Origin of the sequence: Aeromonas sp. 84A (assembly GCF_051919345.1) — a bacterium.
GTDB lineage: Bacteria > Pseudomonadota > Gammaproteobacteria > Enterobacterales > Aeromonadaceae > Aeromonas > Aeromonas veronii.
Genome location: NZ_JBQBEW010000001.1, coordinates 3,006,732 through 3,028,577, shown reverse-complemented (window position 1 = coordinate 3,028,577; position 21,846 = coordinate 3,006,732). Strand labels below are relative to the sequence as shown.

Sequence of the window (21,846 nt, the reverse complement as noted above, 5' to 3'; positions counted from 1 at the left end):
CTTGTTGATCTGCGCCGGACAATGTGACGGGCGTAACACAATGGAAAGCAAACATGAGGCCAACAATGAAAAATGATCCTGAGACGTTGACGATCCGTCCCCCTGAGGCCGACGACGGGAGCGCCATCGCCCACCTGTTCAGCCAATTGGGGTATCCTGCCGAAGGCGCTGACGTGACGGCGCGCCTGTTGGCGCCGGATCCCGCGAGCGTTGTGCTGCTCGCCTCCCAGGGCGACAAGGTGGTCGGCGTGCTGGTCTGGCACAAGCTGGCACCATTGCATGTTGCACCAGCTTGGGGCCTGATCTCGGCGCTGGTTGTCGATGAAGGGGCAAGAGGGGCGGGAGTGGGCGCAGCCCTGCTCAAGGGCGCCGAAGCGATGGCGCGGGCCGCAGGTTGCGCCCAGCTGGAGCTATCCAGCAGTCTCAAGCGCGAGGCGGCCCACCGTTTCTATCTGGCGCAGGATTATCAGGAGCGGCCGAAACGGTTCGTCAAACTGCTGTAACCTGTTGTTTGCATCAAAAGAAGGAGTAGGCGTGCTGGGATGGTTCAAATGGCTGGGTGGTCGCCCACAAACGCCCATGAGTGAGGATGAATTGGCGCTGTGGCGTCAGGCGCTGGCGGCTGTACCCATCTTGCAAGGGCTCAGCGACACCGAGCAGACAACGCTTATCGGCTTGGGGCAACAGCTGCTCAAGCGCAAGACCCTGACCCTGATCGGGGTCGAGCTCAGCCGCCGTCAACAGGCGGTGCTGGCGCTGCAGGCGGCGTTGCCCATCTTGCACCTCGGCCTTGACTGGTATCGCGGCTTTCACGAAATCATCATCATCCCCGAGCCCGTGACACGGCGTCAGGAGGTGCAGGATGAGTTCGGGCTGGTGAGCGAGTTTGAAGAGGAGAATGCAGGCGAATCCTGGCCGCAAGGGCCGCTGGTGCTGGCCTGGAGCGAACTGCAGCAGGATGGCGACTGGGACGGCTTTAATCTGGTGATCCACGAGCTGGCCCACAAGCTCGACATGCTGGGGGGGGAGGCGGACGGCGCGCCGCCGTTGCCGGGGCTGATGAGCAGCCAGCAGTGGCAACAGGCCTTTCAGACCGCCTTCGATGCGCTCTGCCAGCAGCTAGATCGGGATGAGGTAACTGCCATCGATCCCTATGCCGCCGAACATCCTGCCGAATTTTTTGCCGTCAGCTGTGAGTGCTTCTTTACCGATCCGCTGCGGCTGCAGCAGGTCTATCCCGACGTATACCGGCAAATGAGCCAGTTCTTTAGCCAGGATCCAGCACTGCGTTTCCCCGTGACCCGCTTGCTGGCGGGGGAGGGAGGTTACGGAATTCTGTGACATCAATGCACAACAAAAATGGTAAAACAGTGGAAATGCTTAATTGTGGTCTGTATGGAGATGGTAGGGAGTGGTCATACGGCTTCAAACCGGATAACAAAACGGTACCCCTACCGTGTTATCCGGAGTCACCGTATGACCACCAACGAGAAAGTAGCACGTCGTAAACTCAGCCTGCTAGCGCTCGCCAAAGAGCTCAATAACGTCAGTAAAGCCTGCAAGCTCATTGGTTACAGCCGCCAGCAGTTCTACGAAATTCGCCGTAATTACCAGACCTATGGCGCCGAGGGCTTGCTCGACAAATTGCCGGGCTGTAAAGGGGCTCATCCCAATCGGGTTGCGCCCGAGATTGAACAGGCCATCCTCGATTACTCCCTCACCAGACCAACTCAAGGCCCGCTGCGGGTCGCCCAAGAACTGGCTCTGCAAGGCATCAATGGCAGTGCGGGCGGTGTGCGTGGCGTGTGGGCTGGAATCGTAATGCTCGGTGTTGTTATCGCTTATCCTAGTGCTCGGCTATTATATGGATTAGCCCGTTCTTGATGAAGTATGTGGTTGGGCGATCGTTTGATATGATCTATTTTTATAGTGTAAATATCAGTTGTTACTATAAACACCGAAGGAATTTGGTTATGTAAAGAGGGTGTATGGACATTTCTTTGCTAGCGGATCATCCACATCACGTATCGAAAATAGTTGAATGGTATTTCGATGAGTGGGCATCTCATGTCCCAGGCGTTACGAATGAGATGGTGCGTAAAAAGGTTGAAGTTGCAGCCTTAAATAGAGATATCCCATTTAGCTTGGTGGCGTATGACGATAGAGAACTGGTTGGAACATTGGAGCTGAAAATTCAGGAAAATAAAAATCACCCTGAATATGAGTTCTGGATTGGTGGGATCTATGTTCCTGCAGTGTACCGCAGGAAAGGTATCGCAAAAAAAATGATCAATGTTGCCAAGAATATGGCTGTTTCCCGTGGTGTTGCGACACTCTACTTGCAGTGTGAAACACATAACGTGGATTTCTATCGTGAGCAAGGCTTCAACGCAATACATAAATCAACCCACGGTCACTGGGAAACAACCATCATGGTATGGCACGTGGCTGTATAAAAATGGTTGAAAGGGGAGGTCGCTAGACTGGTTACATTTGGCGAACTCGTTTGAGTTCGCCCTGTAATTCACCACGGAAGTTTCCCTGTTTCAAGGCAAATAAAATCTCGCGTATTAAAGTCATTACTCTCTAGGATTTTTATCAATCTGTTTGCTGACTGCTCTGGTGTCAGTGTCGCATCAGCAGGTGCCATTTTGGTAAGTAATGCTCCGGGGTGAACGGAGATAACTTTTATGCCCATGCTCTCCAGATCATCGGCCATGCACAGCGACAGCATGTTTTGAGCAGCCTTTGCTATACGATAGGAGAAAGAACATTTAACTCCTTTGGTTGCGCCTGCCGATTGCATATTTAATGAGCCTCTCCTTGAACTGATATTTACGATCAAGGATGGGGGTAATACATTTTCATTGCGCAATACGGCATTAACGGTTGATAGCGCACCGACACAGTGGGTCTTAAATTCATAAACCAGCTGGTCGCCGGTGCTATGCCTTGTTTCGATCCCTGGAGTGCCAGCAGAGCCTGCATTATTTATGACGATATCAACTGCTCTGTCTTGGATAAAACAAAATAGCTGTTCTTCATAATTTTCATGGCTGACATCGGCTATCAGCACAGAGACGGCAGGGTAGATAGTAGTGAGCATGTCAGAAGCGCTGGTGGTTCTGACCACGGCATAAACCTGATATCCGCTCGTAAAAAGTCTGAACTAGCGCTAACCCTAATCCTCTGCTGGCACCTGTTATCAACACTGCTTTCATCACTCGTCCCATTTTGCACATTGTCATTTATCACTGTCATTTATCACTACCTTCAGTATCGAGTATCGATGCGTATTCGAGCATTTGGTGGCAAGTATGCCACATGGATTGCCTGCTATCAGCTATTGGAGTCGTCAAGCTTCTTATGCTGCCACAACCAATTTAGATGACGTGGTATCACTGTATATCGCGAGTAAGCCTAGTGATTCAAAAGCCGACCCTCGGGTCGGCATTTTCAAGAAATAGGGTGTGGGGCGAACAGTATGGGTAATGTTTGACCGTTATCACCAAGCTATTTATCCGCCTTGCCCGCTGCATCGGCAAGTTTGGCCAGCTGTTTGTCATACCAGGCCACCGGGCGGTTTTCATCTTCCGCACGCTCCTTGCGCCTGATGGCGTTGCGCACCGCCATGGCGCCCAGCCAGCGGAATGGCTCTGGCGGGAAGTAGCCACGCGGGCCGCTGACTAGGGCGCAGTCGCGCCACGGCTTGTCCTCCTCCCGCACTTCATCGCGCACTAACGCCGCCAGGATCTGGCCGCCCATCCAGCTCTGGGCCACCCCGTTGCCGGAGTAGCCGAGGCCATAGACGATATTGGGCTGCCCTCGCCAGTGGCCGAAGAAGGGGAGGCCATCTACCGAGCGGTCGGAGGCGCCGCACCAGCTGGCGGCGATGGGCACCTCTTTGAGCGCTGGAAAGAAGCGGCGCAGGGTGCGGGTGAGGGGGGCAAGATAACGGCTCGGCGCATCAAACTCGGCCAGATGGCGGTTGGCAAAGGCGAAGGTGTTGCCCCCCTTGCCCAGCATCAGCCGCCCTTGCGGGGTGGAGCGGTAGTAATGGACAAAGGTGCGGCCATCCACCACAGAGCGGCCGTGCGCAAGCTGCTGGGCGGCCAGTGCATCCGGCGCGGGGTCGGTTATCACCATATCGGAGGAGACCAGCACGATACTGCGGCGAAACTCGCGAAAGTGCTGCACCATGGCGCTGTTGAGGGCCAGTACCACCTTGCGGGCACGTACCTCACCTTGCGGTGTTTGCACCCGCGCTGGCTGGCCCGCCTCAAGGCGCTGCATGGGGGAGTGCTCATAGACCTCGACCCCCAGTTCCCGCGCTATCCGCAGCAGGCCGCGCACCAACAGTGCCGGTTGCACCGAACCGGCGTGGGGGCTGTAGAGCCCCTCCAGATGAACGTGGGAGCCGCTCTGGCTCGCCAGTTCACCCTCTTCAATCGCCTGCCACTGGTTAAGGTCTGCGCGCTGTAGCTCCCGCAATACCGGCTCCATCAGGCCGCGCTGCGCCTCGCTGGTGGCTGTGTAGCAGGTGCCCTCGACCCTCAGCTCTGCCTCTATGTTGTGCTTTTCGCAGAAGCGGGCGATCTCGTGTACCGCCTGTTCGGATCTTTGCACCAGCCAGGCGGCCTGCTCTTCGCCAAACAGACGCTTTAAGGTCAGGTATTTGGCCGACCAGGTGAGCAAACAGCCGCCGTTGCGCCCGGAGGCGCCGCTGCCGCAGCGATCTTTCTCCAGCACTATGACGTGCAAGTGGGGCTCGGTCTGTTTAAGGGCGATGGCGCTCCACAGCCCGGTAAAGCCGCCACCGACGATGCAGACATCGGCCTCGTGGTTGCCGACTAGGGGCGTGGGCGGTGCGGGTTGTTCGGCGGCGAGCGCTTCGGCCAGCCAGAAGGGGAGAGTGGACATGATGACTCCTCGATAAGGTTATTGGTGGCGCCAGCGCTGGGTGCGATCCAGCAGGGCGCGGCTCAAAAAGAGCTGGAGCAGCTTGATGGTGGCGGCGGCCAGCAGGATCAGGGTGGCCATGGCGGCGGCCGCGGCGGTATCGCCGGAATCCTCCATATTGAGCACGGCGATGGAGGCGAGCACGCTGTCGCTCGAATAGAGGAAGATCACCGCCGAGGTGGTGGTCATGGCGTTGACGAACAGATAGATAAAGATCTCCAAGAGCGCGGGCAGGGAGGCGGGCAGGGTAACCCGCCAGAACGCCTTCCAGAGCGGAATGCGCAAGGAGATGGCCACCAGCTCCAGCTCCTTGGGCAGTTGCTTGAGGCTGGTCAGCGCCGTCATATGGCCCACCGTGTAGTAGTGGATGACGCAGGAGAGCACCATCAGCGGCAGAGTGCCATAGAGGCTGCCAAAGAGCGGATTGCCGTTGAAAAAGAAGATGTAACCCAGCCCCAGCACCATGCCGGGTACCGCCAGCGACAGCATGGCGAGCAGATGCAGCAACTGGCGAAGCCATGGGAAGTGGCGTCCCTTCTCCTGCGCCCAGGCCAGCACCATCACCAGCACGGTACCGATAAGCGCGGTATAGAGGCCCAACTGCAAGGTGTTGGTAAAGGGCTGCCAGCCATAGACGCTATTGCTGTCAAAGGCGTAGTGATCGAGCGTCAGCCCGAGGTTGTAGGGCCAGAACTGCACCAGGGAGCCGTAAACCGCCATCCCGACCAGTGCCAGAAACAGCAGGGCCCAGAGCGTGCACCAACCGAGCGCCAGCAGATCCCGCAGCCGATGGGGTTTGGGTTGATAGGGCACCGCCTTGGTGCTGCTCTGCTCCTGCATCTTGCTGCGCACTCTGTGCTCCAGCGCAAAGCTCAAGAGCGCCGGCAGCAGCAGAGTGACGCTGGCAACGGCGCCCAGCGAGAAGTTCTGCATCCCGATCACCTGCCGGTAGATGTCGGTAGCCAGCACGCTGTACTGGCCGCCAATCACCTTGGCTACCCCGAAGTCACAGATGGTGAGGGTGAAGACGGCGATGGCGGCGCTGAGCAGGCCATAACGGGCGGTAGGCAGGGTGACGGTGACAAAGGTGCGCCAGCCGCTGCTGCCGAGCACCCGGGAGGCTTCATAGAGGCGGGCATCGCTCTGGCCGAGCGCCGTGATAAGGATCATCAGGGCGTGGGGGAAGCACCAGAAGCCCAGACCAATGACGATGCCGATGGGGCCGTAGATGCTCTCGCCGCCGAGCAGCCCCTTGGCCATCCCCTGATTGCCAAACCAGTAGACCAGACTGATGGCGGGCAACAGGGAGGGCATCAGGAGCGGGATCAAACCGATGAGGCGAAACAGGGGCTTGCCCGGCATACAGGTGCGGGTGAGGGCGTAGGCGTAGCCAAAGGCGATGGTCACCACCAGCGCAGTGATCAGCACCCCGAGCCAGAGGGTGTTGCCGATGGTGCGTCCCAGATGAGGGGAGTCGAAGTAGGCGCTGAAGTTGGCAAGGCCCACCCAGAGGCCGTTCTCATCCTGCAGACTTTTTTGCAGCATGGTGAGCAGTGGCAGCAGCAGACCGCCGGTGAGCAGGGCGATGCCGAGCGCAAGCAGGAACAGTTGCAGCAGCTGATCCCGGCTCCAGCCGCGACAAAGCCGCTGCCAGCGAGAGTCTTTGCGGGCTGTCGCTGGCGGCAACAGGGAGGAGGTCGCGAAGGGGGCTGTCATGGGCGATCTCCTTCAAACAGCTGCATCGCCGCGGCGGGCCAGTGCAGCGAGCAGCGCATGCCGCTGCGCCAGCCACCCTGTTCGTGGCGGGGCAGCTCGTGGGTCGGGCGCTCCACCAGGATCTGCTGCGGGCCCAGATAGGTGTCGGCGGTGCAGATAAGACGCTGGGCAGCGCCGAGAAACTCCACCTGATCGATGGTTGCTTCAACGCCATGTTGGCCAAGATGCGGCTCGCTCGGCGCACTCAGGGTGATCGCCTCGGGGCGGATCGCCACCTGCAATTTGCTGCCGGCAGCGGCCTGGTTGGCAAGTGTCAGCGGTTGTTCGTTGAGGCGCACCTGAGTGGGGCTCAGCACCAGGGTCTCGAGGAAGTTCATGGTGCCGACGAAGCTTGCCACGAAGCGGCTGGCAGGCTGGTGGTAGATCTCCTGCGGGGTGCCCACCTGTACGATGCGGCCGCCCTCCATCACCACGATGCGATCGGCCATGGTCAGCGCCTCTTCCTGATCGTGGGTCACCATGATGGTGGTGATGCCAAGGCGCTGCTGCAGGGCGCGGATCTCGCTGCGAAGGTGGGTGCGCACCAGCGCATCCAGCGCGCTGAGCGGTTCGTCCAGCAACAACAGACCGGGGGAGAGGGCGAGCGCCCGGGCCAGCGCCACCCGCTGCTGCTGGCCGCCGGAGATCTGGCTCGGGTATTTGTGGGACTGGGCAGTGAGATCCACCAGCCCCAGCCAGTGGTCCACCCGCTCCTTGATGAGATCCCGCGCCAACCCCTGATTTTCAAGGCCGAAGGCGATGTTCTGGGCCACCGTCAAGTTGGGGAAGAGAGCATAGGACTGAAACACGATGCCAAAATCGCGCTCCTGGGGCGGCAGGCGAGAGATATTGCGCCCTCCTTGCCAGATCTCGCCGCTGTCCGGCAGATCCAAGCCGGCGATGGCTCTGAGCAGGGTGGTTTTTCCGCAGCCGGAGGGGCCGAGAAAGCAGATAAACTCCCCCGGCTCAATGGTCAGAGAGATCCCTTTAAGGGCCTGAAAAGCACCGAACTGCTTGTTGAGATATTGAATGTCCAGATAGGGCTGGGTCATGGTTCGACTCGCTACTGATTTGGTATATACCAGTTTGCGGGTGAAGTGTGACGGTCAGGTGATCGGGGGATGACAGCTTGATGACAGTCAAATGACATCGGGTCGCCAGCAAGTGGCTGGGCCCTGTGCGAATGGACTAAGCATCGCTAATTGAAGACAATACACACTCGGGAAGTTAAAACCAAAAAGCGAAGGCCAACAGCTGTTGGCCTTCGACTGGCAGTTTATTGGTGGCTGTGTGTCTGGCGTGAACAAACCGCCGCCCTTCACGCTTACTGTTTGGCTTCGGTCTTGCCGTCGAAGCTGGCGCTCCACTGGGCCAGGATGGCGTTACGCTCGCGGGCTGCCCAGCTAAAGTCGTTGTCGATCATCTGGCCTTTGATATCCGCCGGATAGCCCGCTCTCGGTTGGGCCACATCAGGGATGGCGACCACGGCGAACGATTTGTTGTAGAGGGCGTTGGCTTGTTCGGTGGCGGCAAAGTCGAGCAGCTGTTTGGCTGCTTCCAGCTTGGGGGTGCCCTTGATGATGGCGGCGGCTTCCATATCCCAGCCCGACCCCTCTTTCGGGAACACCACCTCGATGGGGGCTCCCTTGGCCTTGAGGCTGGTAGCCGGGAAGTCGAAGGAGATACCGATCACCGTTTCACCGCTGGCGGCCAGCTTGCAGGGGGCGGAGCCCGAGTGGGTGTAACGGTCGATGTTCTGGTGCAGGCCGTTCATAAATTGCCAACCCTGCTGCTCGCCCATGGTCTGCAGCCAGCCAGCAACGCTCAGGTAACCGGTGCCGGAGGAGCTGGGGTTGGGCATGATCACCTTGCCCTTGTAGATGGGCTTGGTGAGGTCGGCCCAGCTGGTGGGGGCCGGGATCCCCTGTTTCTCCGCCTCTACCTTGTTGAAGCAGATGGCGCTGAAGAAGGCGTCCAGACCGATCCAGTGCGGCTCGGCCTTGCTGTCGCGAAAGCGGCTGTCGAGCTTCTCCAGTCCTTTCGGTGCATAGGCATTGAGCATCTGCTGCTGATCGAGCTGCATCAGGCTGGTGGCGGCCAGTCCCCATACCACATCCGCTTTGGGCTGCGCTTTTTCTGCCAGCAAGCGGGCGGTGACCACGCCGGTGGAGTCACGCACCCACTTGATGTTGATGTCCGGATGCTGGCGCTCGAACGCGGTTTTCAGCTCATTGAGCTGCTCCGGTTCGAAGGCGGTGTAGACGGTGAGATCGGTCGCGGCCAGTGCCGGGGCGGTCATGGCAGCCAGCACGGCGGCGGCCAGCAGATGGGTTCCCTGTTTCATCCTCTTCTCCAGTTAAATTGGTTTGGTATAAACCAGATTGGTCGAGAGAGAGGCTAGGGGATCTTTATGACGTGACCGTGACAGCCCCGTGACGTTTTGCCGTTCCTGATTTATCCGTGACTAATCCTGGGTATCCACCTCGATCTCCAGACTGTCGTGGCGCCAGTACTCCAGATCGAAGTCGAGCACCCGGCCGTGCTGATCGAAGTTGAGCCGCTCGAGGCGCAGGGCGGGTAGGCCAGCGGTGGCCCCCAGCGCCTTGGCTACCTCGTCCGGCAGGGCGGTGGGGAAGAAACGCACCTGCATGCGGGCGTAGTGAAGATCGTAATGGGCCTGATAGATCTCGGTCAGGCTGCCGTTGAGATCCAGCTCGAGCAGGCCCGGGACCCGCTCTGGCAGGCAGTGGTTCTCGCAGTAGCAGATGGCGCGCCCGTTGGCGTAGCGCAGCCGTTTTAGCAGAAACAGGCTGTCGAACGGCTTGAGCTGCAGTTGTGCCATCAATTCGGGCGGTACCGCCTGACGGCTTTTCTCCAGCAGTTCGGTGCGCGGCTCACCCCCTTGCTCCCGCACTATCTGGTGAAAGTTGGAGGTGCGTCTGGGGTTCAAGCGAAAGCGCGGCGGGGTGACGAACCAGCCGCGGCGATCCTCCCGATAGATAAGGCCGTTGGCCTCCAGCTGCACCAGTGCCTCGCGAATGGTGACCCGGGTGGTGCCATAGAGTTCCCCCAGCAGCCGCTCGGAGGGGAGCTTGTCATTGGGAGCCAGCCCCCCCGCCAGGATCTGGTTGGCGAGGGCATCCTTGATCTGCAGATATTGCGGTTTGCTCATGAAAATCCCTGGTTTTGCAATAAGTTGTGCAATAAGTTGGGCAATGGGGTGGGCACAGGGCAGGTCATCTGCCCGGTCGTTACACGGCAACATCAACATGCGTTGGTAGATACCAGCAGTGCCCCTGCTGTTCAGGCTTCCTAGATTATCGCGATCCCGGCGCTGAAAATGAATTTTTTGTTGCACGTAGCCCCACCCCTTTGACCTTGGCGGGGCAGTTACCCACAATGCGCTCATTCTGGTATATACCAAAAGGAGCGAAGTCATGACCCATATTCCTGCGGCCCCTGCTGCCGTCGATTACCTGCTGCTGACCCCGGGCCCCCTCTCGACCACCGCCACGGTGCGCGCCGCCATGCTGCAAGACAGCTGCACCTGGGATGCGGACTACAACCAGGGCGTGGTGGAGCCCATCCGCCGCGAGCTGGTGCGCCTCGCCACTGGCCCGGAATATGAAAGTGACTACAGCGCCGTGCTGCTGCAGGGGAGTGGCAGCTATGTGGTGGAGAGCGTGCTGGGCTCGGCGATAGGCCTCGATGAGTGTCTGCTGATCATCAACAACGGCGCCTACGGTGCCCGCATGGGGGAGATGGCCCGCTGCCTTGGCCTGAGCCACCACGAGCTGGACTGCGGCGAGACCACCCGCCCGGAGCCCGCCGCCATCGAGGCGATGCTGGCGCGCCACCCCGAGATCACCCATCTGGCCATGGTGCATTGCGAGACCACCACCGGCATGCTCAACCCATTGGAGGAGGTGGCTGCGCTCTGCCAGCGCCGCGGCATTCGCCTGATCGTCGATGCCATGAGCAGCTTTGGCGGTATCCCCATCGACATGGGGCGCCTTGGCATCGAGTTTCTCATCAGCTCGGCCAACAAGTGCATTCAGGGGGTGCCGGGTTTTGGCTTTGTCATCGCTCGCCGCGCCGCGCTGGCGGCCTGCGCCGGTCGTGCTCGCTCGGTCTCCCTCGACCTGCACGCCCAGTGGCAGACCATGGAGCAGCAGGGGGGCAAGTGGCGCTTTACCTCGCCCACCCATACCGTGCTCGCCTTTGCCCAGGCCCTGCGCGAGCTGGACGAAGAGGGGGGCATTGAAGCCCGCCATCAGCGTTACAGTGAAAATCAGCGCACGCTGGTGGCGGGGATGGCGGCGCTCGGCTTTGCGCCGCTGCTGCCAGAAAAATGGCAATCCCCCATCATCACCGCCTTCTACTCTCCGGCCCACCCTGACTACCGCTTCGCCGACTTCTACCAGCGGCTCAAGGCACAGGGTTTTGTTATCTACCCGGGCAAGGTCTCACAAGCCGATTGCTTCCGTATCGGCAATATCGGCGATGTGACCCCGGAGCGGGTGCGGGATCTGCTCGCCGCCATGGCCAGCGCCTGTTACTGGCAAGGGGACGCGCAATGACCAGCATGCTGGCTCAGGGTCGTGATCTGCGTGGCCGCGATTTGCATGACCATAAGCTGCACGGCAGCGGCCGCGCCGACAGCGAAGGGGATATCAACCTCGGCGAGGGGCGGGCGCGCTGGTGGGCGGGCCAGAGCGAAGATGTACAGGCCGGATTGGCGGAGGATAGCCGCTACTTCCTCCATCAGGCCCTCTCCACCCCCTGTCTGGATCTGATTGAGGGGGCGCAGGGGAGCTGGTTGACCAGCGTATCGGGCAAGCGTTACCTCGATTTTCACGGCAACAGCGTCCATCAGCTGGGCCACGGTCACCCCAGGGTGGTGGCCGCGGTGCAGCAGCAACTCGCCGATCTGCCGTTCGCGCCCCGCCGCTACACCCATCAGGTCGCTATCGACTGCGCCCGTACCCTGGCCGAACTAGCCCCCGGCGATCTCAACCGGGTGCTGTTCGCCCCCGGCGGCAGCGAGGTGGTGGGGATTGCCCTGAAGCTTGCCCGTTTCATCACCGGCAACAGCAAGGTGGTGTCCCTCTGGGATGCCTTTCACGGCGCCTCCCTTGATGCTATCTCAGTTGGTGGCGAGGCCTGTTTTCGCGCCGGTATGGGCCCGCTGATGGCCGGAGTGGAACGCATTCCGCCTCCCACCCGCTATCGCGGTGTCTGGTATCGCGGGGAGGGGGATGACCTGCACTATGCCGATTATCTGGAGTACGTCATCGAGAAGGAGGGAGGGATCGGCGCCTTTATCGCCGAGCCGATCCGCAACACTGACGTACAGGTGCCCTCGAAGGCCTACTGGCAGCGGGTGCGGGAGATCTGCGATCGCCACAAGGTGCTGCTGATTGTCGACGAGATCCCCAATGCACTGGGTCGCACCGGCCATTGGTTCAGCTTCGAGGTGTTCGGCATCGAGCCCGACATCATCTGTCTGGGCAAGGGGTTGGGGGGCGGGGTGGTGCCGTTTGCCGCGCTCATCACCCGCGACCGTTTCAATCAGGCCGCAGCTATTTCGCTCGGTCACTACACCCACGAGAAGAGCCCCATCGGTTGCGCGGCGGCTCTCGCCACCATCAGTACCATCCGTGAAGAGGGGTTGCTGGCCAAGGTGCGGGAGGATGGCCGTTTTATGGCGGCAGAGCTCGCGGAGCTTGCCGAGCGTCACCCGCTGATCGGGCAGGTGCGAGGTATCGGCCTCCTGTGGGCGCTCGATCTGGTGGTCGATCACCAGAGTCGCACCCGCAATAGCCAGGCCGCCGAGCGCCTGCTCTATCGCTGTCTGGAGCTGGGGCTCAGCTTCAAGGTCTCCCAGGGCAATGTCATCCAGCTTTCGCCGCCGCTCAATATCGCTCGCGTCGATCTGGTGCGCGCCATCACCATTCTCGATCGCGCCCTTGGCGAGATCACACTTTCACCGAAACAGGAACACCACCATGACTGACTTGCAGATTGCTGTAGACCCGACCACCGACGTAGAGGCGCTGATCCTCGACTGGGCTGGCACCGTCGTCGATTTCGGCTCCTTCGCCCCCACCTCCATCTTCGTCGAGGCCTTCGCCCGCGCCTATGACTTTCCCGTGACCCTGGACGAGGCACGCCAGCCCATGGGCCTTGGCAAGTGGGATCATATCGCCGCGCTGGGCCGTTTGCCCTCGGTGGATGCGCGCTGGCAGGCACGCTTCGGCCACCCCATGAGCCATGCCGAGGTGGACCACATTTATCACACCTTTATGCCGCTGCAGATTGCCGCGGTGACCCGCTTTGCTGCCCCCATCCCAGGTGTGCTGCCGGTGCTGGACGCTCTGCGGGGTCAGGGGCTGCGAATCGGCTCCTGCTCCGGTTACCCCCGTCCGGTGATGGAGGCGCTGGTGCCAGCGGCGGCCGATCACGGCTATCGCCCGGATCACTGGGTCGCCACCGATGACCTCAAGGCTGGTGGTCGCCCCGGTCCCTGGATGGCGCTGGCCAACGTAATTGAGCTGGGCGTGAGCGCGGTGCATCGCTGCATCAAGGTGGATGACGCCGTGCCGGGTATCAGCGAAGGGCTTAACGCGGGCATGTGGACGGTGGGATTGTCGGTTTCTGGCAACGAATTTGGTGCCACTTGGGAAGAGTTTGCCGCCATGAGCGAGGCGGAGATCGCCGCCCGGCGCGCACCGGCTGAGGCCAAACTGCGGGCGGCGGGGGCGCGCTATGTGATTGATACCCTGGCCGACATCGCCCCGGTTATCGCCGATATCAACCGCCGTCTGGCCGCTGGCGAGCGACCTTAAGCGCACGTCGAGATAAACCTGCCAAGGTGGCCCAATAACAAAACACCCCCGCATGGGGGTGTTTTGCATTGATTGACATTGCGCAGGGCCTGGCAGGAAGAAGGTGCCAACGTCCTGAAAAGAAGCAACGGATCTGCCGTGCTAGCCACCCATCATGCGGGCGGTCTGGATCGCCTCGATCAGCGCGGCTCGGTTGATGCGGGGGCGCTCTTCATCGAGCAGTTGCTGCCACAGGGCAATGGCCTGGCTGTAGCGGCCATGCAGGAAGTGATCGGAGGCGAGCAGCATCAGGGCGCTCACTTCCCCCGCGTCCTGCTTGAGGGCGCTCTCCAGCAGGCGGGTTGCCTCGGGTGTCAGCTGCTGGCCCGCCTGATAGTAGAGCACGGTGGCTTGGGCGGCCTGTGTCGCCGCGCTGGCGCCCCCCTCCAGCAGAGCGAGGCGCTGATAGGCGAGCAGGGCGTTGTCATATTCGCCCCGATAGAGATAGAGCTGGCCGAGCGCCGCCCAGCTGTCGAGATCGGCAGGGTTGCGCTGAAGTTTCTGATGCAGACTCCCCAGCTCCTTGTCTTGCAGATCCCGCGGGCTCAACCCCGCCAGCGGATCGGGACGGGATTGATACGCCTGCCACGCCTGATAACGGCCGGTGCCCAGATACACAGCGGCAACGGCCGCGATGGCCAGGAGGCCAAGCAGCAACAAGGCCCGCCCGTGCCGATGATTGCGGCCGCGATTGTCATGCTCGCTGGTCAGTTGCGCGCGCAGGGCCAGCTCAGCCGCCGGGATGGCGTTGGCCAGGCGGGCGGCGCTTAGCTCACTGTAGAGTGGTTGGTCGGGGGAGAGGCCTGCCTGTTCCCCGTGCATGATCAGCAGATTCAATTCGCTGCGCGGATCGGCGGCGGGTTGATGGATTGACTCATCGATTGCCTTAACGGCAGGGATGGGTTGCACCTTTGTGCGCGTCAGGCGGCGAAACAGGATTAACAGCGCCAGCCCCAACAGCAGCAGGGGGCCGCCCCACAGCAGCGCCGTGCTGGCCTTGAAGGGGGGATCGTAGCGGACGAAATCGCCGAAGCGCTCAGTCATGCGAGTGATTACCTGCTCGTCGCTCTGCCCCTCGTCCACCCAGCGGTATACCTCGAGCCGCAGATCCCGCGCGATGGGGGAGTTGGACTCCACCAGATTCTGGTTCTGGCACTGGGGGCAGCGCAGGGCGCGGGCCAGCTCTTGCGCCCGATTTTGCAGCTCGGGATGGCGAAACTGATAGGTATCGACCCCGCTGGCAAGGGCCCCTAGGCTCAAGGCCAGCAAGAGCTGCGCGATCAGGGTGTGGCCGAGGCGGCTCATGGCTTGCTCTCCTGCACTTCTCTTTCCACATCGGGCTGGCTAGCGGTGTTGCTGCGGGCCTTTGCAAGCAGGGGGGCAAACTGGCGTTGCCAGATCTCCCGGGTGAGCAGGCCGGTATGGCGGGTCAGCAGGGTGCCGTCGCTGTCAAAGAGATAGGTCTCCGGCGTGCCGTAGACGCCGAGCTCCAGCGCCAGTCGGCCGTCGGGGTCGGCCAGCACGGCGCGATAGGGGTTACCCGCCTGCGCAAGCCAGGCACGGGCGGCGTCCCTCTTGTCCCGGTAGTTGAGGCCATAGAGGGGCACTGTGCCCGCGAACTCGCTGAGCAGCGGATGCTCGGCACGGCAGTTGGCGCACCAGCTGGCCCAGATGTTAAGCACAAAGGGTTCCCCCTTGAGGCTGGTGGTCTGGATCTGACTCCCGTCCAGCAGACTGTTGCTTTGCCACGCAGGCAGGGTACGTCCGAGCGTTGCCTCATCCTGGCTGTAGGGGTTGTTGCCAAGGCCGAGCCAGAGCAGGGCGCCGAGGCCCAGGGTCAGCAGCAGTGGAACAAAGAGGCGCAGGCGGGGTCTCATAACGCCTCCTGTTCGAGCCGGGGACGGGAGGTGCCAACCGTAACGTAACGGGAGGCAAGCAAGGGGCGACGTGCGAGCAGGCGCAGGGTGCCGCCTGCCATCATCAACAGGCCGCCGAGCCAGATCCAGCGTACCAGCGGCTTGTAGTGCAGCCGCATGGCATAGGCATCTGGCCCCATCTTCTCACCCAGCACCACGTAGAGATCGCCGAGCATTCCCCACGCGATGCCCGGCTCGTTCATGTTCATGGTGCGCACGCTGTAGTGGCGCCGCTCCGGCGTCAGCCGCGCCACCTCTTTACCGTCTTTATGCACGCTAAGCGTGATCCGCTCGGCGGTATAGTTGGGGCCGATCACCGGCTCGCGCCTCTCATAACGAAACTCGAACGCGCCGAGTTGGTAGGGTTGGTTGGCACCAAGCACTGTGCCCCCTTCCTGACTGTGGTGACTCACCTGCGCAATGCCAAGGGCGCACACCGCCACCCCGAGGTGGGCCAGCAGGCTGCCGAACCTATTGAGGGTGAGCTCGCGCAGCAATGTAGGTTGCAAGAGCGGGAGCAGCAGGCTGGCCATCAGCCAGAGGCTCACCATATTGGCGAGGATGCCAATCCAACTACCGGAAAACGATCCCTGTTCCAGATAGGCAAGGCTAAGCAGCCCGCCGCCAAGCAGGCCAAATAGTGGCGGCAACAAAGCGTTGAGTCGGGAATGTGCCGGAAGCTGCTGCCAGCGCAGGCGCGGCAGCTGGGTCATCAGCCCCATCAGCAGCAGGGCCAGCGGCACGAAGATGGTATTGAAATAGGGTGCGCCCACCGAGAGCGAACCCAGATGAAGCGACTGGAACACCATGGGGTAGAAGGTGCCGAGCAGCACGCTGGCGCAGGCCACGCAAAGCAGCAGGATGGCGGTGCCGAGCAGCCCCTCTTTTGACAGCAAGCCAAAGCGGGCATAGGGGGCGCGAATGTCCGCCCGCAGGGCAAACAGGGTGAGGGCGCTGGTCAATAGCAAGCCGAGCAGCAACAAGAGGGTGAGGCCGCGGCTGGGGTCCACCGCAAAGGCGTGCACCGAGGTGAGTACCCCGGAGCGCACCACAAAGGTGCCGAGCAGGCTCAAGGCGAAGGTGAAGATGGAGAGCAACAGCACGGCGTGGCCGTAAGCGCCGCGCTTCTCGCAGACAATCAGGGCGTGCAGCAGGGCAGTGCCCAGCAGCCAGGGCAAGAGGGAGGCATTTTCTACCGGATCCCAGAACCACCAGCCGCCCCAGCCCAGTTCGTAATAGGCCCACCAGGAGCCCAGCACGATGCCGGCGGTGAGAAACACCCAGGAGCCGAGCGCCCAGGGGCGACTCCAGTGGGCTACTGCGCCATCGAGCCGGCCCGAGTGCAGCGCCGCCATGGCGAAGGCGAAGTTGACCGCAAAGCCGACGTAACCGAGATAGAGCAGGGGTGGGTGGATGATGAGGCCGATATCCTGCAGCATGGGGTTGAGATCGCGCCCCTCCTGCGGCCCCGGAAACTGGCGGTCAAACGGGCTGGAGAAGATCAGGGTATAGAGGCCGAAGAGCCCGACGATCAGCCCCATGATGGCCAATACCCGGGTTGTAATAAGCGGATCGACCCGCCTGGAGCAAAGGGCCACCAGCGCGCCCCACAACCCCAGCGCAAAGACGAAAAAGAGCATGGAGCCTTCATGGCCGCCCCACACCGCCGCCAGCTTGAAGCCCAGCGGCAGGGCTCTGTTGGCGTGCTGGGCCACATAGCTGACGGTGAAATCATCCTGGCCAAAGCAGCTGGCGAGCAGCAGCAGGGAGGCCAATAGCAGGACGGCATTGATCAGCGCCAGCGGCTTGGCGCAGCGCAGCAGGGTCGGGGAGGCGAGCCGTAATCCCAGCCAAGGCAGTGTGCCCTGCAGCAAGGAGAGTGCCGCCGCCAGCAACAGTGAGAGATAGCCGAGCTCCGCTAGCACACAACCTCCAGTCAATCATTCGTCTATGTTATGCCGCAGCGTCTGCACCGTACCGGCGCTGGGGGATAACATCCACACTCCTGGCAACAACCAATCGCAAAAACTCATCGCCACAAATAAGCGCCAGTCACCCGAGGGCGGCTGGCGCTGGTGATCATACCGTTATACGACCGTCATTTGACCGGCATAAAGCACGAAGTAGCGCAGCAGCAAGATCCCCACCAGGGTCAGGCTGCAGACCAGCACCAGATGGCCGTTTCGCTCCCGCAGGGGCGCCGGGGTCAGCAGGGCCAGCAGCTGGGGCAGCAGCATGCCGACCCCCACCACGCCGACCCAGAACACCTGAGCCCAGAAGCCGCTGCCGATGGCCGCCCACATCGCCACCTCTTTCTGGCCGCCACCGAAGTAGAGGCCGGTAAAGAAGCAGACCAGCAGCAACACCTCCATCACCAGCACTGGCCGTTCGAAGCGGTGAACAAAGCTCACCCCCTGGCTGTGATGGTTCTCCTTGAAGAGCGTCACCGCCAGCAAGATGGTGGAGGCGATACCTGAGCTGATGCCCGAGACCAGAAACAGCACCGGCAGCACAGGGTTGTTCAAGAGCGGATAGGTCTTGAGCGCGGAAAGCAGAAAGCCGGTGTAGGCCCCCAGCAGCACGGCGAGCAGCAGCAACAGCGGGGCCAGCAGCCGCTCGATGCGGGCAAGCCAGCCAATCAGCCCATCCACAAAAGCGAACTTCTCTTTCAGCAACCGGCTGCGCATTGTCTCGATCTCGGCCCGAAACACCACCGCCAGCCAGGCGAACAGCACCGCCATATAGAGCTGGAACAGCATGACCCCCATCGACATCACGGAGTCGAACTGGTAGTGGAACATCAGCTTCCAGAAGGTCCAGGGGCGGGCCAGATGGAAGATAAGGATCAGCAGCCCCAATATCACGCTCGCTGGCGCCAGAATGGCGGTTGCCTTGATGATGCCGCTCTCGCTGCCGGCCCCTTTGCTGCGCAGCAGCACCGAGAGGGTGGTGGCCCCGGCGGAGATGCCTAGCAGAAAGAGATAGATGGCGATGGGCCAGTCCCAGACAAGGGAAGGGAAGTGAAATGCGTCATGCAACATGATCCATTCCTCCCTCTGTCACAGCAGTAGATGGCGATCGGGTAAATCCCCAGACAAGAGAGGTGAAGTGAAATGCCGCTTGCATGGTCATGACGTTATCTCCCCTTTGGGCACGCGGTACATCTTGGGCGAGGTGCCGAGTGCCTGCTTGTAGCGATAGGTGGTCTCCTTCACCAGCCGTTGGGCGATGGGGCTGTCCGGGTCATCCAGATTGCCGAACACCAGCGCCTTGGTGGGGCAGGATTCCACGCAGGCTGGCTCCTTGCCCGCCGCCAGGTTGGTCTTGCGGCAAAAATCGCATTTGTCCGCCACTCGGGTGACCGGGTTGATAAAGCGCACCTGATAGGGGCAGGCGGCCAGGCAATACATGCAACCGACGCAGAGATCCGCGTTGACATCGACGATGCCATCCTCCTGGCGGATATGGGAGGCGCCGGTGGGGCAGACATGCACGCAGGGGGCGTTGTCGCAGTGCTGGCAGGACTTGCGAAAGAAGCGGTACTCGGCGTCGGGAAATTCACCGATGGGGCCTGAGCGGATGATCTCGAGGCGCGAGACCCCTTCCGGCACCTTATTGACCTCCCGGCAGGCATCCATGCAGGCGGTGCAGCCGATGCAGGCCGTCTCATCGTGGATCATGCCATAGCGGATCCCGTCGATGGTCTGGCTGTGGGCGAGGGGGGTAGCAAGGGAACGAGTCGGCCCCGTCATCATGATAAGGGCCCCCGCGCCCACGCCCGCCATAAAGTCACGGCGAGAGCAGCTCATGATGCCTCCTTGCCGGTAGCCGGTTTGGACTGCTCCTGCCGGGCCTTGCTGGCCTCATGTTGCTTGCTGTGGCAGTCGACGCAGAGCTTGATGCGGGATTTTTCCGGGATCCCCACCATGGGCTCCTTGGCCGGATGCAACTGGTGGCAGCTGGTGCAGGTGAGCTTGGTGGCGTGCACGTCGTGGGCCCAGAGCGCCTCGCGCAGTGGTTTGGGCTCGTGGCAGCTCATGCAGACTCCATTCTGCTCGCTGATGGGATAAAGCTTGATGCTCTCTTTATCCTTCAGGCTGTGGCTGAAGCGCATCACATCCTTGACCCCTTCCCGGTGCTGGGGGGAGGGCTGGCCGTGGCAGTTGGTGCAGGTCACCGGCTTGAGGTTGTTGGGATTGGTCGCCTGACCATGCTTGCCGTGCATTCCCTCGCTCTGCTCCTTGTGACAGTCGGTGCAGGCCTTGTCGGGATTGCGTAAAAATTCCACCTCATGTGTAGCTGGTACAGGGGCTGCTGCCGGCTCGGCCGCCTGACCCTGCAGGCTGGTGAGTAGCATGGCTGCCATCAGCATCAGTCGTAAGAAATCCATCGTTAAATCACCCATAGGAAACCTCCATCCGCTGCGGGTCCGACTTGGCGCCGGACCCGCAGGCGCCGTTACTGTGCCAGCCGTCCGGCCGCTTTAGCCTCGGCATCCCAGGCGGGGACCGTGGTCTTGAGGAACTGGGCCTTGTCGCTGTTGAACTGCTTCATGTCCATGCCAAGGGCGGCTTGCGCTTTCTCCTTGGTGGAGATATCGGGGATGGCGATCTCGTGGCTGATCCCCTTGCTGGCCAACAGGCGCGCCAGCTTGGTGCGGGCGTCAGCGGCTTTATCCAGCGCGCTGCCAAGTACCTTGAGGGCCACTTCGGGGGCGTGCATCTGCACCCCGTGGGAGGCGATGGCGTAGTCCCAGCGCCACTGGGCGTGACGGATGTCCTGCAGAATATCCTTCATCTCTGCCTCGGTGGCGCCGGCATCCCAGGCCGCCTTGGCTTCAAAGTGGGCGTGTACCAGCTGCTTCTCGACCTTCAGCTTGGTGTCGATCACCGCCTCTTTGCGCTGCTTGACGATCCCTTGCAGCATCTCCTTGCTCTGGGTGTGGCAGTTGCGGCAGGTCTGCTCGAAACGATCGAAGGGGTTCCCCACTTTGTGATCGGTGTAGACCTTGCCCTGCTCGTTTTGCACCTTGGGCATGTGGCAATCGACACAGGCGACGTTGTTCTGGCCGTGAATGCCGGCGCGCCAGGTTTCGTACTCGGGGTGCTGGGCTTTCAGCATGGGGGTTTTGGAGAGGGCATGGGTCCAGTCGGCAAAGCCGATTTCATCGTAATAGGCCTCCATCTGCTCCACAGTGGTGCCCTTGTCCCAGGGGAATTTGACAGCCTTGGTGGGGCCGCTGAAGTAATACTCCACGTGGCACTGGCCGCACACCTGGGACTGCTGATCAAAGCGCCCCTGCTCCTTGAACGGCTTGCCGATGGCTGTCATGGCCCGATCGGCATAGGGACGGGAGAGGTGCAGGGCCGGTTTGCCCTCCTTGAACTCCTTCGAGGCGGTGTCGTGGCAGTCGGCGCAGCCGATGGTGTTGACTACTTCCGGCCCACCCTTGGCCCACATCCCTTTGAAGTAGCCATCTTCACCCTGCTCGTCGATGACGCGGGCCACGTCCGGGCCTTTGCAGCTCCAGCAGGCCATCGGCAGCGGGCCATCTTCGGCTGTCTTGGGGGCGCCGGTACGCAGGGTTTCCCGCACGTCGGTCAGCGCATAGAAGTGGCCCCGCGGCTTGTTGTAATCCTTGGCGAAAGGGTAACCGCCCCACAGCACCACCATATTGGGATCTTCCGCCAGCGCGTCGATGCGCTCCTTGCTCTCGCTGGTGGCTTGCCAGCTGGTGAACTGATCGGCGTGATCCTTGGCGAACAGCTCGCTGCGCGCCTCTATCTTGCCATTGGTGGTTGCGTCATCAGCTAGTGCCCAGCCGCTGGTGCCAAGGCTGGTAGTCAGCAGCAGGGTGGCGAGGCCCAGTTTGATATGCCTGTGTTGTGAACCCACGTTTATCACTCCCAGATAAATGTTTTGGTCTCGTCTGACCCGTTCCATCTTGGTGTGGATCTTCCCCCGTCGGGCGGGGTGGGCAGACATTCGCTTGCGGGTGAATAAAACCGCGCAATATATGATTGCTCGAGGGTTACCCTAACAAATAGGTAAATTTAATGATGATTTATAGGAGGGAGAGTTGTGCCAGATCAATTGGTGCACAGGATTGATCGCTGAAATGAGATCTGGATTAAATTTTATGGAAACTCAACTTCTTGTTAACTGCCGAGCATTCGATGGCAGGCGTTTGATCGATACAGTTGCGTACTGGCACTTTTTGCTGCTGATCCTGATTGCTGCCGTATTGTTCACATATTCTGGCAGTCTCTTATGCTAATAATTGACTGAATATGCAAATTCTCGGTGTTGTGGTGTGAGCTTTTGACCTT

18 protein-coding genes and 2 pseudogenes are annotated in these 21,846 nt (G+C 61.0%); 7 read left to right on the top strand and 13 right to left on the bottom strand.

The features are described from left to right. Window positions 1–65: 65 nt before the first annotated feature. From ACTG20_RS13795 to ACTG20_RS13780, 4 genes and pseudogenes are all read left to right on the top strand, one after another. Window positions 66–503 carry a GNAT family N-acetyltransferase gene (locus tag ACTG20_RS13795; RefSeq protein WP_194496312.1) on the top strand — a complete coding sequence of 146 codons (438 nt, stop codon included), beginning with the start codon at window positions 66–68 and terminating at the stop codon, window positions 501–503. Between the two features lie 76 nt (window positions 504–579). Further along, window positions 580–1,341, top strand: a complete 762-nt coding sequence (locus tag ACTG20_RS13790) for a zinc-dependent peptidase (RefSeq protein ID WP_196783551.1) — start codon at window positions 580–582, stop codon at window positions 1,339–1,341. Between the two features lie 135 nt (window positions 1,342–1,476). Next, a pseudogene (locus ACTG20_RS13785) lies at window positions 1,477–1,809 on the top strand (helix-turn-helix domain-containing protein); the annotation flags it as partial. A gap of 179 nt (window positions 1,810–1,988) precedes the next feature. Further along, a complete protein-coding gene (locus ACTG20_RS13780) occupies window positions 1,989–2,456 on the top strand; it encodes a GNAT family N-acetyltransferase (protein WP_194496314.1) in 468 nt (155 codons plus the stop codon). A 68-nt stretch (window positions 2,457–2,524) separates the two neighbouring features. Here the strand turns inward: ACTG20_RS13780 and ACTG20_RS13775 are convergent. The 6 genes and pseudogenes from ACTG20_RS13775 to phnR all read right to left on the bottom strand — a co-directional run. Further along, window positions 2,525–3,154, bottom strand: a pseudogene (locus tag ACTG20_RS13775) (SDR family NAD(P)-dependent oxidoreductase); the annotation flags it as partial. A gap of 359 nt (window positions 3,155–3,513) precedes the next feature. After that, entirely contained in the window at window positions 3,514–4,920 is a 1,407-nt protein-coding gene (locus tag ACTG20_RS13770; RefSeq protein WP_194496316.1) for an FAD-dependent oxidoreductase, read from the bottom strand. A gap of 18 nt (window positions 4,921–4,938) precedes the next feature. Then, window positions 4,939–6,675 carry a putative 2-aminoethylphosphonate ABC transporter permease subunit gene (locus ACTG20_RS13765; protein ID WP_439987735.1) on the bottom strand — a complete coding sequence of 579 codons (1,737 nt, stop codon included), beginning with the start codon at window positions 6,673–6,675 and terminating at the stop codon, window positions 4,939–4,941. Then, entirely contained in the window at window positions 6,672–7,766 is a 1,095-nt protein-coding gene (locus tag ACTG20_RS13760; RefSeq protein WP_439987734.1) for a putative 2-aminoethylphosphonate ABC transporter ATP-binding protein, read from the bottom strand. The genes ACTG20_RS13765 and ACTG20_RS13760 overlap by 4 nt, the downstream gene beginning before the upstream one ends. 272 nt (window positions 7,767–8,038) lie before the next feature. Next, entirely contained in the window at window positions 8,039–9,058 is a 1,020-nt protein-coding gene (locus tag ACTG20_RS13755; protein WP_043824248.1) for a putative 2-aminoethylphosphonate ABC transporter substrate-binding protein, read from the bottom strand. Window positions 9,059–9,178: 120 nt separating this feature from the next. After that, window positions 9,179–9,886, bottom strand: coding sequence for a phosphonate utilization transcriptional regulator PhnR (gene phnR, locus ACTG20_RS13750; RefSeq protein WP_219263784.1), 708 nt, complete (start codon window positions 9,884–9,886; stop codon window positions 9,179–9,181). 265 nt (window positions 9,887–10,151) lie between these two features. Here phnR and phnW point away from each other — a divergent pair, with 265 nt between their 5' ends. From phnW to phnX, 3 genes are read left to right on the top strand one after another with little or no spacing between them, the layout of a single operon-like run. After that, complete coding sequence (phnW, locus tag ACTG20_RS13745) at window positions 10,152–11,294, top strand: 2-aminoethylphosphonate--pyruvate transaminase (RefSeq protein WP_439987733.1); 1,143 nt, start codon at window positions 10,152–10,154, stop codon at window positions 11,292–11,294. Further along, complete coding sequence (locus tag ACTG20_RS13740) at window positions 11,291–12,730, top strand: aspartate aminotransferase family protein (protein WP_439987732.1); 1,440 nt, start codon at window positions 11,291–11,293, stop codon at window positions 12,728–12,730. Before phnW ends, ACTG20_RS13740 begins: the two co-directional genes overlap by 4 nt. Beyond that, complete coding sequence (gene phnX / locus ACTG20_RS13735) at window positions 12,723–13,562, top strand: phosphonoacetaldehyde hydrolase (protein ID WP_194496322.1); 840 nt, start codon at window positions 12,723–12,725, stop codon at window positions 13,560–13,562. Before ACTG20_RS13740 ends, phnX begins: the two co-directional genes overlap by 8 nt. A gap of 141 nt (window positions 13,563–13,703) precedes the next feature. On the opposite strand, the gene nrfF is transcribed toward phnX, so the two are convergent. The 7 genes from nrfF to nrfA all read right to left on the bottom strand — a co-directional run bounded on the left by nrfF (window position 13,704) and on the right by nrfA (window position 21,412). Further along, entirely contained in the window at window positions 13,704–14,906 is a 1,203-nt protein-coding gene (gene nrfF / locus ACTG20_RS13730; protein ID WP_194496323.1) for a heme lyase NrfEFG subunit NrfF, read from the bottom strand. Beyond that, entirely contained in the window at window positions 14,903–15,478 is a 576-nt protein-coding gene (locus ACTG20_RS13725; RefSeq protein ID WP_194496324.1) for a DsbE family thiol:disulfide interchange protein, read from the bottom strand. The genes nrfF and ACTG20_RS13725 overlap by 4 nt, the downstream gene beginning before the upstream one ends. Continuing rightward, window positions 15,475–17,442, bottom strand: coding sequence for a heme lyase NrfEFG subunit NrfE (nrfE, locus tag ACTG20_RS13720; RefSeq protein WP_439987730.1), 1,968 nt, complete (start codon window positions 17,440–17,442; stop codon window positions 15,475–15,477). The genes ACTG20_RS13725 and nrfE overlap by 4 nt, the downstream gene beginning before the upstream one ends. A gap of 162 nt (window positions 17,443–17,604) precedes the next feature. Beyond that, complete coding sequence (nrfD, locus tag ACTG20_RS13715; RefSeq protein WP_194496326.1) at window positions 17,605–18,558, bottom strand: cytochrome c nitrite reductase subunit NrfD; 954 nt, start codon at window positions 18,556–18,558, stop codon at window positions 17,605–17,607. Between the two features lie 87 nt (window positions 18,559–18,645). Continuing rightward, on the bottom strand, window positions 18,646–19,326 hold the full coding sequence (gene nrfC / locus ACTG20_RS13710; protein WP_194496327.1) for a cytochrome c nitrite reductase Fe-S protein: 681 nt from the start codon (window positions 19,324–19,326) through the stop codon (window positions 18,646–18,648). After that, window positions 19,323–19,922 carry a cytochrome c nitrite reductase pentaheme subunit gene (gene nrfB / locus ACTG20_RS13705; protein ID WP_106843831.1) on the bottom strand — a complete coding sequence of 200 codons (600 nt, stop codon included), beginning with the start codon at window positions 19,920–19,922 and terminating at the stop codon, window positions 19,323–19,325. The genes nrfC and nrfB overlap by 4 nt, the downstream gene beginning before the upstream one ends. 53 nt (window positions 19,923–19,975) lie before the next feature. Continuing rightward, the gene (gene nrfA, locus ACTG20_RS13700; protein ID WP_376787913.1) at window positions 19,976–21,412 is read right to left on the bottom strand and encodes an ammonia-forming nitrite reductase cytochrome c552 subunit; all 1,437 of its coding nucleotides are present in this window, start codon (window positions 21,410–21,412) and stop codon (window positions 19,976–19,978) included. Between the last annotated feature and the right edge of the window lie 434 nt (window positions 21,413–21,846).